Raw genomic sequence first — 13,911 nt, 5'->3', positions numbered from 1 at the left:
AGCCATCGCCAACCCAAGGCAACGGCCCACCGGTTGAGCCGTTGCCGCCATGATTCCATGCCCGGACGACACCGGGGTGCGGACGGGCGCGCGAAGCGGGCGCACACCGGTGCCCCTGGGGGCGCACACGCGCACCAGGGGCACCGGATGTGCTGTCGCCCGGCAGATCAGCCGCCGAGTGTCCCACCGGCCTCGGGGGAGGTGGTCTGGGTGACCATCGTGTCGGTGCTGAGGTGGATCACGCCGTAGTCATAGGCATGGCGCCGGTAGACGACGCTGGGTTCCTTGGTCTCGGAGTCGACGAACAGATAGAAGTCGTGCCCGACCAGCTCCATCTCGTAGAGCGCCTGGTCGAGGGTCATGGGCGCGGCCACATGGGTCTTCTCGCGGACGACGAGGGGGCCGTCACCCTGTACTTCCAGCGAGCCGATCTTCTTGGTGGGGACGGCTTCCCGCTCCTTTTCTTCGCCGGAACTCGCGCCGGTCCCGTTGAGTGTCGCCACGCCCGGGACGTGCTCCGGGACCTCGGCCGCCGAGATCCTGCGCGAGCCGCGCCGCGAGAAACGCTTGTCGTGCTGCTTGCGCAGCCGGGCGTCCAGCTTTTCCGCTGCCAGGTCGAGCGCCGCGTACGGGTCGCTCGCCGCCGCCTCCGCCCGGATCACCGGACCGCGGGTGCGCAGGGTGATCTCCACCCGGTCACTGCGGTCGGCCTGTCGGGGGTTGGGCTCCTTGGACACCTCGACGTCGAGGCTGATCACCTTGCCATCGAGCTTCTGGATCTTCTCCAGGTTCAGCTTCTCGGCCACGTGCTTCCGGAACCGCTCGGGCACCTCGGTCTTGCGGCCCTTGACGACGATGTCCACGCAGAACTCCGTTCCCGGATCACTCCGCCTCGGTGCGGAGTGTCTCCCTTTCGCACCAGGCCCCGGCGACGTCCGGAGCCTCGGACTCGGTGACGTCCACCTCCTCCCCCATGAGCGAGATCTCCAGTCCACCGGCGCGGGTGATTACGAGAAACCCACAGCACGGCAAATCGGATTCGAGAGGTGTGGCCTGCGGCTTTACCTCACAACCGAACATATCTCGCCCGGACGGATGTCGTCACCCTCTACCGCGCCATACCTCCATTCCGGGGAATTGCCCCTCCTATAACCTGCAACGACGCTCGTACTCAGTCAGTTCCGGTGCAATTCGAAAGCATCCGGTGATGCCGCGACGACGGCCGCGCACACCACGCCGGCGATGCCGTCGGCCCGGTCCCCGGCCGCCGTTCCCGGTGGCCCGCCGGACCGCCGACGCGCCCTCTGTCGATCGGGTCCGTCCCGCTGTTCTCCTCTCCTTTCCCGTGTCTCACCCAGGTACACGAACGCGTGCCCCGAAATACTCGATCCGGCCCCCGGCTCCGCTCGCACCGCGCGCGCCGCCTCGGTCAGCGACGCCCCTGTCGTCATCAGGTCGTCGACCAGGACGACCCGGGCACCGGCCAGCAGCCGGCCACAGCCCGGGGCCACCGTCAGCGCACCCTCGAGATTGGCCATCCGCTGCCGGGAGCCGAGCCCCGACTGGTCGGCCACCGCCCGCCGTTGCCTCAGTGCGGGAAGCACGCGGGCGGCTACCCCCGCCCGCCGTAGCTCACCCGCCGCCGCGTACGCGATCCGCCGGGCGGGATCATGCCCGCGGGCCCGCACGGCCCGCCGCGCGGACGGCACGGGAACGAGCAGCACCGAGCCGTCCCGGTCCCCGCGGTCTCCGGGCGGCTGAGCACCCGGCGGCGTTTCCCGGGCCCGGGGAACGGCCGCCCGCAGCCCTGCCCGCACCGCTCCCGCCAGGGCCTCGCCGAGCGGCCCGGAGAGGGCCAGGGCGCCCCGCTCCTTGTGTGCGAGCAGCGCGGCGCGCACCTCGTCCGCGTACCGGGCCGCCGCGTGCACCGGTGGCAGCCCGGCCGGCGCGGGCACCGGCCGCACCTCGCGCGGCGCGGACCCGCTCAGCGCCGTACGGCATGCGGCGCAGAGCACCGTACGAGACCTGCCGCATCCGCCGCACTCGGCCGGGAGCACGAGGTCGGTGAGGTCCTGCCACCAGTCCCGCATGGGCCCACTGTGCCAACCCCCGCCGCAGGCGGCCACCCCTGTGGATAACTCGGGGGACGGGGTCGGGGCGGGCCCGGCTCACCCCGGATAGACCGGTGCCGTCCCCTCCGTCACCTTCTGCCACTGCGCCCCCGCGGGCAGCCGTACGATCCCGTCGACGGAGTACGCCACCAGCGGCGCCAGTTCGTCCTCTGAGGCGGTGACGGCCTTGACGCCGGTCAGGGCCGCGGGCAGCGGCACGTCCGGCGTGGAGCCGTCGACGTCGACGTACTTCATCTGCTCCACACCCCCCTGCTCGCGCCCCACCACCACGAGCCGGCTGTCCCCGGCCCACGACATGGCCGTGACCTGCTCCAGCTCGGGCGTGGCCTCGCGCAGCTCCAGCACGGTCACCGTCGGGCGCTCCTGCGTCCCGCCGTCCGGCCTGCTCCGTTCGATCCGGCCGACCTGCAGGGACAGCCGGTCGCCCTTCTCCACGACGAGCGCGATCCGCACCCCGTCGGCGGCCACCCGGACCGCCCGCACCCGGCCGTCCAGCCCCGGCGTCCGCACCTCCAGCGGCTCGCCCGCGCCCTTCTCCAGCAGGTACAGCCGCGGTTTCGCGGGGTCACGGTCGGCCACCCACAGTCCCCCCTGGGCGTCCCAGCTGGGCGGGGTCAGCCTGTCCTGCTCGGTCTTGCCCGCGCTGCGCAGCACCGGGTCCCCGAGAGAGCTGCCCGACACCAGCGACGAGACGAACAGCGCCTTGCCGTCGATGGCCACGCCCGCCGCGGTGCGCTCGTCCCGTGCGACCGCCACCGAACGCAGCGCCTTCTCGCCGTCGCCCAGCGCCCCGGGCACCGGGTCCGGGTCGGTGTCGCTGTTGCCCGCGGCGATCCGCACGAGTCGGCGCTCCTCGTCGACGTAGTACAGATAGTCGGGCTCGTTCAGCGCCCCCCGCGTGGCGACGGTCTCGGCACCGTCCTTGAGCAGACACATCTGCCCCCCGTCGGCCCGCAGCTCGACCTCCTCCACGGCGGGGCTGAGACCGCGCAGCGTGAACAGCAGTTGCGCCGCCATCTCCTCGCAGCGGCCGGTGCCGACCTCGGCCGCCTTGTCGTTCAGCGGCACGGCGAGCCTGCCCCGGTCGTCCGGCGTCAGAGGGCCGGCGCCCTTCCGCAGCGCCGTCCCGGCGGGGAAGCTCGACCGGACGACCGGGTCCAGCCAGGTCGTGGGCCCGTCGATGAGGGAACGCACCATCCGGGTCGTGGGGTCGACGTTCCTGCGCACATAGACCGGGTCGGCGACCGCTATGGGCAGGTCCGTGGCGGCGGTCTCCACGTTGTTCGAGGCGAAGTAGTACTTGTTGACGGACATGTAGTTGCGCTGGAAGTCCGACTTGCCCATCACGACGCCCTGCGGCACGGCGTCGATGCGCCACTGGCCGCTCTTCTCGTCCTTGGTGAGATGGACGATCTTGCTGTAGGGCCCGGAGGCGGGCGTGTACGCCTGCTCCGCGTCCACGGTGGCGACCTGGGTGCCGGTCAGGGTGTAGGAGAGGGCTCTCGTGTTCTCCCTGGCCGGGCGGTCGGCCAGGGCGCCCGGCCCGTTCGCCAGCACGGTGGTGGACAGCTCCGGCCGCCAGGTTTCCGACGCCTCCCGGGTCAGATACTGGCGCGCGGTCCTGTACTCGGGGTCGTCACTGGTCAGCGCCTCCAGGAAGCCCTGGACGATCTGTGTGGGGGTGGCGTCCTCACTCGGCGGCATGGCAAACACCCGCACCTGGGCCTCCTGCCGCGGTGTGGACTCCACGCCCCGCAGACCTCCGCTGTCGGGCATCGAGGCGCACCCGGCCAGCAGGACGACCCCGCCGGCGGCGTACGTCGCCGTCCGCACCGATGACCCCCGGCCGCGCCCCCTGCGCTCACCGCCCACGCGAAGCCTCCCCGTCCCTCTCCGCATCACGCGTCGCACCGCCACCGTCGGGTCCCTCGGCCGTCCGCTCCGGGTCCCCGGCATCGTCCGCCGGCCGCCACGCGGCCGCGTCGTCCCCGCCCGCGCCGAGCGGCGAAGGACCCTCGCCCGGCGCGCCGGGCGCCATGCGCGTACTCCCGGAAGTCCCGGAAGCGCTCCCGGGCCGTGCCACCACGCGCGCGCCGTTGCCGGGCAGCGCCGTGGGGTCGGCCGTGGGGGTCGCGGCCGTGGGCGGCAGGGGGAACGGGTCCCTGGCCGGGCTCTCGGCGCCCGGCTGCCGTACCGGCACCGTGGCGCTCTTCTCGCCGTCTCCGCCGCGCGGCAGACCGGCGTCGTCGAGCCCGCTGTTGCGCCGCGAGTCCTTCGGCTCCAGGGGTATCGGAGACCCCCGCAGCGGCTCGTCCGCGGTCCTGGGCAGCGTCAGCCGGAACTGCGAGCCGCCGCCCGGCTCGCCCCATGCCTGCAGCCAGCCGCCGTGCAGCCGCGCGTCCTCCAGGGCGATGGACAGCCCCAGTCCCGTACCGCCGGTGGTACGCGCGCGTGCCGGGTCGGCCCGCCAGAAGCGGCTGAAGACCCGGGTCGCCTCGCCGGGCTTGAGCCCGACGCCGTAGTCGCGCACGGCCACCGCGACCGCGCCGCCGGCCGCGGCCAGTTTGACCACGACGTCCCGGCCCTCGCCGTGCTCCACCGCGTTGACGACGAGGTTGCGCAGCACGCGCTCCACGCGGCGCGCGTCGGCCTCGGCGACGACGGGCTGCTGGTCGCCGACGATCTTGATGTGTGTGCCCTTGCGCTCGGCGAGCGGCTCCGCCCCGCTGACCACCCGCCGTACCACCTCGCGCAGGTCGATCGGTTCCGCCTCCAGTGCCGCCGCGCCCGCGTCGAAGCGGCTGATCTCCAGCAGGTCGGCCAGCAGCGACTCGAAGCGGTCCAGCTGGTCGGCGAGCAGCTCGGCCGACCGCGCGGTCACCGGGTCGAAGTCCTCGCGCGCCTCATGGATGACGTCGGCCGCCATGCGCACGGTCGTCAGCGGTGTCCGCAGCTCGTGCGACACGTCCGACACGAACCGGCGCTGCATCCGCGACAGGTCCTCGAGCTGGTTGATCTTCAGCTGGAGGTTCTGCGCCATCTTGTTGAAGGCCTCGCCCAGGCGCGCGATGTCGTCCTCGCCGGTGACCTTCATCCGTTCCTGGAGCCGCCCGGCGGACAGCCGCTCGGCGATCCCGGCCGCCATCCGTACGGGGGTGACGACCTGGCGCACGACGAGCCAGGCGATCGCCCCGAGGAGTACGACCACGAACAGCCCGGCGGTCGCCAGGGTGCCCTTGACCAGGCTCAGCGACTTCTCCTCCTGGGTGAGCGGGAAGAGGTAGTAGAGCTGGTACGGGTCGCCGTTGGGGTCGTTGACCTGCTTGCCGATGACCAGGGCCGGCTGGGACTCCCTGTCGTCGTTGTAGACGACGCGGGTGTAGCTCTGGGCGGCCGCGGTGCCGGAGTCGATCCGCTCCCGCAGGTCCGCGGGCACACTGACCGTCGGATTGACCTCACCGGAGGCCCGCGGTCCGCGCCCGCTGCCGCTCTCGCCGCCCGCGGGCAGGGTGACCACGTCGAAGGCGCCCTGACCGCCGCTGGAGAGCGAGGCCACGAGATCGCTCATCCACTGGATGACGCTCTGCGAGGGACGACCGTCCGGCGCGGTGTCCTCGTCGCCCGTGACGCTCACGTCCTCCTCGGCATGCTGTTTGGCCACGGCGAAACCGCCGGTGGCCTGGCTCTGCGACGCCCTCACCTTGGCGTCCAGCAGACCGTTGCGCACCTGGCCGATGACGACGAAGCCCAGCAGAAGGACCACGCCCAGGGACATCAGCAGGGTGGTGACGACGACCTTGAGCTGGATGTTGCGCCGCCACAGCCGCATGACGGGCAGCAGCGGCCGGCGCACCCAGCGCATGAACAGCCGAATGACCGGGCTGCCCTGGACGCCGCCCTCGAGCAAGCCGCCCTCGAACAAGCGTGCCCAGCCGGAGCCGGTCGCCTTCCGGCCGACAGGCCGCCCCGGACGGCCCCGGGACCGGCCGGGCGCCGAAGCGGCACTGTCACCGGACATGTCAGCTCGGTCCTGCCTTGTACCCGACACCACGGACGGTCACCACGATCTCCGGCTTCTCCGGGTCCTTCTCGACCTTGGAGCGCAGCCGCTGCACATGCACGTTCACCAGCCGGGTGTCCGCCGCGTGACGGTAGCCCCAGACCTGCTCCAGCAGCACTTCGCGCGTGAACACCTGCCACGGCTTGCGTGCCAGCGCGACCAGCAGGTCGAACTCCAGCGGCGTCAGCGCGATCGACTGCCCGTCCCGCTTCACGGAGTGTCCGGCCACGTCGATCACCAGATCGCCGATGGCGAGCTGCTCCGGCGCCGGCTCCTCCGACCTGCGCAGCCGCGCCCGGATACGGGCCACCAGCTCCTTGGGCTTGAACGGCTTCACGATGTAGTCGTCGGCCCCGGACTCCAGGCCCACCACGACATCGACGGTGTCGCTCTTCGCCGTGAGCATCACGATCGGCACCCCGGACTCCGCCCTGATCAGGCGGCACACCTCGATGCCGTCCCGGCCGGGCAGCATCAGATCCAGGAGCACAAGATCGGGTTTGGCCTCACGGAAGGCGGCCAGCGCCTTGTCGCCGTCGGCTACGAAAGACGGCTCAAAACCTTCACCGCGCAGCACGATGCCGAGCATCTCGGCCAGTGCGCTGTCGTCATCGACGACAAGGACTCGTCCCTTCATAAACGACATCATCCCATTAGCTAATCGTTACCTGGCGTGACCTGGCACACAACGCCGCCAAAGCCTCGTTTGTCACGGGCGAAACAGCGCCTTCCTCGGTGACGATCGCCGTCACCAGCTCGGGCGGTGTCACGTCGAACGCCGGGTTGTACGCCTGGGTCCCCAGGGGTGCCACCGGAATCCCGCCTCCCGCTTCCGTTCCGGCCACCGGCACCTGCGGTGCCGTGACCTCCGTCACCTCATGGCCGGGGCGTTGCTCCACCTCGATCGACGCCCCGTCCGGCGTCTCCGGATCCACCGTCGTCACCGGTGCCACCACGATGAACGGCACATGGTGGTACCGGGCGAGCACCGCGAGCGGATAGCTCCCCACCTTGTTCGCCACCGAACCGTCGGCCGCGATGCGGTCCGCCCCGATGAGCACCGCGTCCACCTCACCCGCCGCGAACAGCGATCCCGCCGCGTTGTCGGTGAGCAACGTGTACGCCATGCCGTTGCGGGCCGCCTCGTATGCCGTCAGCCGAGCACCTTGCAGCAACGGACGCGTTTCGTCCACCCACAGACGCCTGAGCCGCCCCGCGCGGTGCGCCGCCAGCGCCACCGCGAACGCCGTCCCCTCACCGCCCGACACCAGCGAACCGGTGTTGCAGTGCGTGAGGATCCGGTGCCCGCCGCCGGGCAGCAGCTCGTCCAGCAGCGCCAGCCCGTGCCCGGCCATCCGGCTACTGGCCTCGGCGTCCTCCCGGTGCAGCTGCTGCGCCGCGGCCAGCGCGGCCCCGGCCGCCTGCCGGGAATCGCCGCCACGGGCGAGCACCGCCTGGTACGCGCAGTGCGCACGGCGCACCCCTACGCCGAGGTTCACCGCGGTGGGCCGGGCGCTCTCCAGCGCCGCCGCCGCGTCGTCCACGTCGAAGCCCCGGATGGCCGCGAGCGCGACACCGTAGGCGCCCGCGATGCCCAGCAGCGGGGCACCGCGCACGGCGAGCGAGCGGATCGCCTCCACCAGCGCGGGCGCGTCCGTACAGACGAGTTCCACCTCCTCAGCCGGCAGCCGCGTCTGGTCGAGCAGGACCAGGACGGGGCCTTCGGGTGGCTCGTCCCAGCGCAGTGCCGGGATCTCTGTCGGCCGCTTGTCGTCGCCGCTGTCCGCGTACTGATCAGCCATGCGGCCAGTCTGCCCGCTGTCGCACCGACAATTGAAGGTACACAGCCCTCACCTCGGCCGGTCCCTTGATGACCACCCCATGGCACGATGGCTGCGAAGCTGCCGCCGCGACCGCGGACGGGCACCGTGAAGGAGCGACGATGAAAGACACTCCGGGCTGGGCCTCGCCCGGATCCGCCCCGTCCGAAGGGCAGGAACCGGGCGCGTCCGGACCTGCCGAGCCCGCCGGCCGCCCGGACCCCGAGCAGCCCGCCGACCAGCCCCAGCAGCCGGGACAGGCCCCGCAGGACCAGGGCGTGAAGTGGTCCAAGGACCAGCCACCGGCCGGCCAGTGGTCCGCCCCCACCGGCGGCACCGGCCCCACCGGCCCGGGCCAGGCTCCCCCGCCGCCCGGCGGCCCCGGCTGGGGCACCCCGCCCCCCGGCGGCCCCGGCGGCTACGGAGGCGGACCCGGAGGTCACGGTGCCTGGGGAGGCGGCTGGGGCGGCCCTCCGCCCGCGGCCAAGCCCGGCGTCATCCCGCTGCGCCCCCTCGGCGTGGGCGAGATCCTCGACGGCGCCGTCTCCACCATGCGCACCTACTGGCGCACCGTTCTCGGCATCGCCCTGACCGTCGCCGTCCTCACCGAGATCGTCGTCGTCCTGCTCCAGGGCCTGGTCCTCGACAACTCCAGCACCGAGGCGCTCAACGACCCCAGCGCCACGCTCAGCGAGCTGACCGACGCCATGGGCGACGCCCTGTTCAATACGGGCGTGGTCCTCCTGGTCACGCTGGTCGGCACGGTCGCCGCCACCGCCCTGCTCACCACGGTCACCAGCCGCGCGGTGCTCGGCAAGCCGGTCACCACCGCGGACGCCTGGCGGGATGCCTGCCCCCAGGTCGTCAAACTGTTCGGCCTGATCTGCCTGCTGCTGCTCATCACCGCCGGCATCATCACCGCGGGCGCGCTGCCCGGCATCCTCGTGTCCGTGGCGGCGGGCGGCGAGGTGGGCATCGCACTCACCGTCCTCGGCGTCATCTGCGCCGGTGTGCTCGCCCTGTGGCTGATGATCCGCTTCTCGCTGGCCTCGCCCGCGCTCATGCTGGAGAAGCAGGGCATCGTGAAGGCGATGAGTCGCTCCGCCAAACTGGTCCGTGGCTCGTGGTGGCGGGTGTTCGGCATCCAGCTGCTCGCGGGGATCATCGCCAACGTCGTCGCGTCGATCATCGTCATCCCGTTCACCTTCCTCGCCTCCGCCCTCAGCGGGGACGGCGTCACCGGCTTTCTCAACAGCGCCGGCGGCGACCTCGGCTGGACGTTCCTCATCGTGAGCGGCATCGGCTCCGTCATCGGCGCCACGATCACGTTCCCGATCACGGCCGGCGTCACCGTGCTCCTCTACATCGACCAGCGCATCCGCCGCGAGGCACTCGACCTCGAACTGGCCCGCGCCGCCGGCGTCCAGGCCCACGGCCCCGGCACCACCCCGGGGAGCTGACGGGGTGACCGCCACGGGGGGAGTTCTCACATCAGCGCAGGCCCTGCCCACGGCCGCCGACACGGCCGTACGCCTGCTGCTGCGCGGCGACGACGAACCGCCCATCACCCTCCCGCGCGACCCCGCGCGGGAGGCGGCCCGGCGCGAGCTGTCCAAACGCATGTACCACGAGAACGACCCCAGTTGGTTCCAACGCGCCCTCGACGCCTTCTGGGGGTGGATCGGCAAACTGTTCGACGCCGCCTCCACCGCGACCCCCGGCGGCACCCTTGGCCTGGTCGTCATCACCGCCGCCGTGATCGCCGTCCTGGGCGCCCTGTGGTGGCGCCTGGGCACCCCGCGCCGCCAACCGTCCTCGGCCCCCGCCCTGTTCGACGACCGCCCCCGCAGCGCCGCCGAACACCGCGCGGCCGCCGAGGCACACGCCGCCCAGGGCCACTGGAACCAGGCCGTCCAGGAACGCATGCGGGCCATCGTCCGCGCCCTGGAAGAGCGGGCCCGGCTCGACTCCCGCCCCGGCCGCACCGCCGACGAGGCCGCCGCGGAAGCCGGCCGCGCCCTGCCCGCCCACACCGACGGCCTGCGCGCCGCCGCCCGCGACTTCGACGACGTGACATACGGCGGCAGGGCCGCGACGCAGCAGTCGTACCGGCGGATCGCCGAACTCGACCGCGACCTGGAGCGCACCAAGCCGCAGCTCGCGAGCAGCAGCACCCGGAACACGGACACCACCACCCGCCAGGGAGCCGCCGGATGACGACCGAGGTCACGCTCCCATCCACCTCGGCCTCGCCCACCGCCCGCCAGGTGTGGATCCGCGGGCGAGGCATCGCCCTCGGGCTGGTACTGCTGCTCGCGGCGGCCGTCGCGATCGCCGTCATCCGCTCCGACGCCCGCCACGGCGAACTCGACCCCCGCTCCGCCGACCCCTACGGCAGCCGCGCCGTCGCCGCACTCCTGGCCGACCGGGGCGTGGACACCCGCGTGGTCGCCACCCTCGACGAGGCCGCCGACGCGGCCGGCCCCGACACCACCCTCCTGGTGGCGATCCCCGATCTGCTGACCCCCAGCCAGCAGACCCGGCTGCACTCCGCCTCCGTCCAGTCCGGCGGCCGCACCGTCCTGGTCTCGGCCGGCAGCTCCTCCGTGGAACGCCTCGCCCCCGGCGTCACCGCCGACCCCGCCACCAGCTTCGACTCCACTCTCGCCCCCGACTGCGAGCTGCCCGCCGCCCGGCGCGCCGGCACCGCCGACACGGGCGGCATCCGCTACACCACCACCCACCTCGACGCCGACGAGTGCTACCCCAGCGAGCGCCTGGCCACCCTGCTGCGTCTCCCGGCGCCGTCCGGGGACGGCGACACCGTCGTCCTCGGCTCGCCTGACATTCTCCTCAACCAGGAACTGGACCGTCACGGCAACGCCTCGCTCGCCCTGCAACTCCTCGGCTCCCGCCCCCATCTGGTCTGGTACCTCCCCTCGCTCGCCGACACCACCGCCGCCACCGAAGAGGAGGAGCGAAGCCTCTTCGACCTGCTCCCCTCCGGCTGGCTGTGGGGCACACTGCAACTCTTCATCGCCGCCGCCCTGGCGGCCCTGTGGCGGGCACGCCGGCTGGGCCCCCTGGTCCCCGAGAAACTCCCCGTGGCGATCCGTGCCTCCGAGACCGTCGAAGGCCGCGCCCGCCTCTACCGCAAGGCGAACGCCCGCGACCGCGCGGCGACCGCTCTCCGCTCCACCACGCGCACCCGCCTCGCCCCTCTCGTAGGCATCCCGGCCCCCCAGGCGCACGCACCCGAGGCCCTGCTCCCCGCCCTGTCCGCCCACCTCCAGGGCGACGGACAGTCCCTGCACGCCCTCCTCTTCGGCCCGCCACCCGCCGACGACGCAGCACTCATCAAGCTCGCCGACCAACTCGACGCCCTCGAAAGAGAGGTACGCCGTCCATGATGGACCCGACCACTGACAACGCCGCGCACACCGGGGACCCGGCCGCCGCCCGGGCCTCCCTGGAAGCCCTGCGCGCCGAGATCGCCAAGGCCGTGGTCGGCCAGGACCCCGCGGTGACCGGCCTCGTCGTCGCCCTGCTCTGCCGCGGCCACGTCCTCCTCGAAGGCGTCCCCGGCGTCGCCAAGACCCTCCTCGTCCGCGCCCTCGCCGCCACCCTGGAACTCGACACCAAGCGGGTCCAGTTCACTCCCGACCTGATGCCGAGCGACGTCACCGGCTCCCTGGTGTACGACGCCCGCACCGCCGAGTTCTCGTTCCAGCCCGGCCCGGTCTTCACCAACCTCCTCCTCGCGGACGAGATCAACCGGACACCCCCGAAGACCCAGTCCTCCCTGCTGGAAGCCATGGAGGAACGCCAGGTCACCGTCGACGGCACCCCCCGCCCCCTCCCCGACCCCTTCCTGGTCGCCGCGACCCAGAACCCCGTCGAGTACGAGGGCACCTACCCCCTGCCCGAAGCACAGCTCGACCGCTTCCTCCTCAAGCTCACCATCCCCCTCCCCTCCCGCCAGGACGAGATCGACGTCCTCACCCGCCACGCCGAGGGCTTCAACCCGCGCGACCTGAGCGCCGCCGGCGTACGCCCCGTCGCGACCGCCGCGGACCTGGAAGCCGCCCGCCGCGCCGTCGCCTCGACGGCCATCTCCCCCGAGATCACCGCGTACGTCGTCGACATCTGCCGCGCCACCCGCGAATCGCCGTCCCTCACGCTCGGCGTCTCCCCCCGAGGCGCCACCGCGCTCCTCGCCACCGCCCGCGCCTGGGCCTGGCTGACGGGCCGCGACTACGTCATCCCCGACGATGTGAAGGCCCTCGCCCTCCCCACGCTCCGCCACCGCGTGCAGCTCCGCCCGGAGGCCGAGATGGAGGGCGTCACGACCGACTCGGTCATCAACGCGATCCTCTCCCACGTCCCCGTACCCCGCTGATGGCCCTCACCGGACGCGCCGCCCTGCTCGCGGCACTCGGCTCCCTCCCCGTCGGCATCTGGGAACCCGGCTGGACGGGGATCCTCGCCGTCAACGCCCCCCTCGCGGTGGCCTGCGCCTGCGACTTCGCCCTGGCAGCCCCGGTACGCCACCTCGGCCTGACCCGCTCCGGCGACACCTCCGTGCGCCTGGGCGACACCGCGGACGTCACCCTGACGATCACCAATCCGTCCCGTCGGCCGCTGCGCGCCCGGATCCGCGATGCCTGGCCCCCGAGCAGCTGGCAGCCCGGTACGGAGGTGGCGGCATCCCGCCAGCGCCTGCTGGTCCCCCCGGGCGAGCGTCGGCGCCTCACCACCCGCCTGAGCCCCACTCGCCGCGGAGACCGCCACGCCGACCGCGTCACGATCCGCTCCTACGGCCCTTTCGGCCTCTTCGCCCGCCAGGGCTCACACAAGGTCCCCTGGGCGGTACGCGTCCTGCCGCCCTTCACCAGCCGCAAGCACCTGCCGTCCAAGCTGGCGCGCCTGCGCGGACTGGACGGCCGCACCAGTGTGCTGACCCGGGGCGAGGGAACAGAGTTCGACAGCCTGCGCGAATACGTCCCCGGCGACGACACCCGTTCCATCGACTGGCGCGCCACCGCCCGCCAGTCCGCGGTCGCGGTACGCACCTGGCGTCCCGAACGCGATCGCCACATCCTGCTCGTCCTCGACACGGGCCGCACCTCCGCGGGCCGAGTCGATGACGCACCTCGCCTGGACGCCTCCATGGACGCGGCACTGCTCCTGGCCGCCCTCGCCTCCCGCGCCGGCGACCGAGTCGACCTCCTGGCCTACGACCGCCGCCTGCGTGCCCTCGTCCAGGGCCGCACGGCCGGCGACGTCCTTCCGTCCCTCGTCAACGCCATGGCCACACTGGAACCCGAGCTCGTCGAAACCGACGCCCGGGGGCTGACGGCGACGGCACTCCGTACGGCACCTCGACGCTCCCTGATCGTGCTGTTCACGACGCTCGACGCAGCCCCCATCGAGGAGGGCCTGCTTCCCGTCCTGGCCCAGCTCACGCAGCGCCACACGATCCTGCTGGCATCGGTGGCGGACCCGCACACCGCCAGAATGGCCGAGGCACGGGGCAATGCCGACGCCGTCTTCGAGGCCGCGGCAGCGGCCCAGGCCCATGCGGAACGCGAGCGCACGGCGCAACACCTCCGCCGCTACGGCGTCACGGTCGTGGACGCGACACCGGAGGAGTTGGCGCCGGCGCTGGCGGACGCGTATCTCGCTCTCAAGGCGGCGGGACGTCTGTAATCCCCCGGGTGTGGCGGGGCGTGGATGGTTTTCCTACGCCTCCGTCACCCCTGAAACGCAGAAAACCCCGCACCGTTACGGTGCGGGGTTTCCCCAATAATTGTTCGGCGGCGTCCTACTCTCCCACAGGGTCCCCCCTGCAGTACCATCGGCGCTGTAAGGCTTAGCTTCCGGGTTCGGAATGTAACCG

At 72.6% G+C, this 13,911-nt stretch carries 11 protein-coding genes and 1 rRNA gene; 5 read left to right on the top strand and 7 right to left on the bottom strand.

The window, feature by feature from the left end:
• Window positions 1–167: 167 nt before the first annotated feature.
• The 6 genes from raiA to mtnA form a co-directional block, all read right to left on the bottom strand.
• A complete protein-coding gene (gene raiA, locus AB0L56_RS24755; RefSeq protein ID WP_361037651.1) occupies window positions 168–863 on the bottom strand; it encodes a ribosome-associated translation inhibitor RaiA in 696 nt (231 codons plus the stop codon).
• Window positions 864–1,175: 312 nt separating this feature from the next.
• Window positions 1,176–2,090, bottom strand: coding sequence for a ComF family protein (locus AB0L56_RS24750; protein WP_365426511.1), 915 nt, complete (start codon window positions 2,088–2,090; stop codon window positions 1,176–1,178).
• Window positions 2,091–2,168: 78 nt separating this feature from the next.
• Complete coding sequence (locus AB0L56_RS24745) at window positions 2,169–4,004, bottom strand: LpqB family beta-propeller domain-containing protein (protein WP_365426508.1); 1,836 nt, start codon at window positions 4,002–4,004, stop codon at window positions 2,169–2,171.
• Window positions 3,994–6,150, bottom strand: coding sequence for an MtrAB system histidine kinase MtrB (gene mtrB / locus AB0L56_RS24740; protein WP_365426505.1), 2,157 nt, complete (start codon window positions 6,148–6,150; stop codon window positions 3,994–3,996). The genes AB0L56_RS24745 and mtrB overlap by 11 nt, the downstream gene beginning before the upstream one ends.
• A gap of 1 nt (window position 6,151) precedes the next feature.
• On the bottom strand, window positions 6,152–6,841 hold the full coding sequence (mtrA, locus tag AB0L56_RS24735) for a two-component system response regulator MtrA (RefSeq protein WP_004930665.1): 690 nt from the start codon (window positions 6,839–6,841) through the stop codon (window positions 6,152–6,154).
• A 4-nt stretch (window positions 6,842–6,845) separates the two neighbouring features.
• The gene (mtnA, locus tag AB0L56_RS24730; protein ID WP_365426501.1) at window positions 6,846–7,994 is read right to left on the bottom strand and encodes an S-methyl-5-thioribose-1-phosphate isomerase; all 1,149 of its coding nucleotides are present in this window, start codon (window positions 7,992–7,994) and stop codon (window positions 6,846–6,848) included.
• Between the two features lie 140 nt (window positions 7,995–8,134).
• Here mtnA and AB0L56_RS24725 point away from each other — a divergent pair, with 140 nt between their 5' ends.
• The 5 genes from AB0L56_RS24725 to AB0L56_RS24705 are packed head-to-tail and all read left to right on the top strand — an operon-like array spanning window position 8,135 to window position 13,721.
• Window positions 8,135–9,472: a glycerophosphoryl diester phosphodiesterase membrane domain-containing protein gene (locus tag AB0L56_RS24725; RefSeq protein WP_365426498.1), complete on the top strand. Its 1,338-nt coding sequence runs from the start codon at window positions 8,135–8,137 to the stop codon at window positions 9,470–9,472.
• Window positions 9,473–9,476: 4 nt separating this feature from the next.
• A complete protein-coding gene (locus AB0L56_RS24720) occupies window positions 9,477–10,229 on the top strand; it encodes a DUF4129 domain-containing protein (protein WP_365426495.1) in 753 nt (250 codons plus the stop codon).
• On the top strand, window positions 10,226–11,422 hold the full coding sequence (locus tag AB0L56_RS24715) for a DUF4350 domain-containing protein (RefSeq protein WP_365426492.1): 1,197 nt from the start codon (window positions 10,226–10,228) through the stop codon (window positions 11,420–11,422). Before AB0L56_RS24720 ends, AB0L56_RS24715 begins: the two co-directional genes overlap by 4 nt.
• A complete protein-coding gene (locus tag AB0L56_RS24710) occupies window positions 11,422–12,411 on the top strand; it encodes a MoxR family ATPase (protein WP_365426696.1) in 990 nt (329 codons plus the stop codon). The genes AB0L56_RS24715 and AB0L56_RS24710 overlap by 1 nt, the downstream gene beginning before the upstream one ends.
• Complete coding sequence (locus AB0L56_RS24705) at window positions 12,411–13,721, top strand: DUF58 domain-containing protein (protein WP_365426489.1); 1,311 nt, start codon at window positions 12,411–12,413, stop codon at window positions 13,719–13,721. The genes AB0L56_RS24710 and AB0L56_RS24705 overlap by 1 nt, the downstream gene beginning before the upstream one ends.
• 102 nt (window positions 13,722–13,823) lie before the next feature.
• Here AB0L56_RS24705 and rrf read toward each other — a convergent pair.
• Window positions 13,824–13,911, bottom strand: a 5S ribosomal RNA gene (gene rrf / locus AB0L56_RS24700); the annotation flags it as partial.

The organism is Streptomyces sp. NPDC052079, assembly GCF_040680275.1.
In the GTDB taxonomy this organism is placed as follows: domain Bacteria; phylum Actinomycetota; class Actinomycetes; order Streptomycetales; family Streptomycetaceae; genus Streptomyces.
This window is presented reverse-complemented; position numbering and strand designations above follow the sequence as displayed.

What these genes read in the sequence shown, in the direction of transcription:
- AB0L56_RS24750 (WP_365426511.1), bottom strand. Translation starts at nt 2,090, where the DNA reads ATGCGGGACTGGTGGCAGGACCTCACCGACCTCGTGCTCCCGGCCGAG.
- mtrB (WP_365426505.1), bottom strand. Translation starts at nt 6,150, where the DNA reads ATGTCCGGTGACAGTGCCGCTTCGGCGCCCGGCCGGTCCCGGGGCCGT.
- mtrA (WP_004930665.1), bottom strand. Translation starts at nt 6,841, where the DNA reads ATGATGTCGTTTATGAAGGGACGAGTCCTTGTCGTCGATGACGACAGC.
- mtnA (WP_365426501.1), bottom strand. Translation starts at nt 7,994, where the DNA reads ATGGCTGATCAGTACGCGGACAGCGGCGACGACAAGCGGCCGACAGAG.
- AB0L56_RS24725 (WP_365426498.1), top strand. Translation starts at nt 8,135, where the DNA reads ATGAAAGACACTCCGGGCTGGGCCTCGCCCGGATCCGCCCCGTCCGAA.
- AB0L56_RS24715 (WP_365426492.1), top strand. Translation starts at nt 10,226, where the DNA reads ATGACGACCGAGGTCACGCTCCCATCCACCTCGGCCTCGCCCACCGCC.
- AB0L56_RS24710 (WP_365426696.1), top strand. Translation starts at nt 11,422, where the DNA reads ATGGACCCGACCACTGACAACGCCGCGCACACCGGGGACCCGGCCGCC.
- AB0L56_RS24705 (WP_365426489.1), top strand. Translation starts at nt 12,411, where the DNA reads ATGGCCCTCACCGGACGCGCCGCCCTGCTCGCGGCACTCGGCTCCCTC.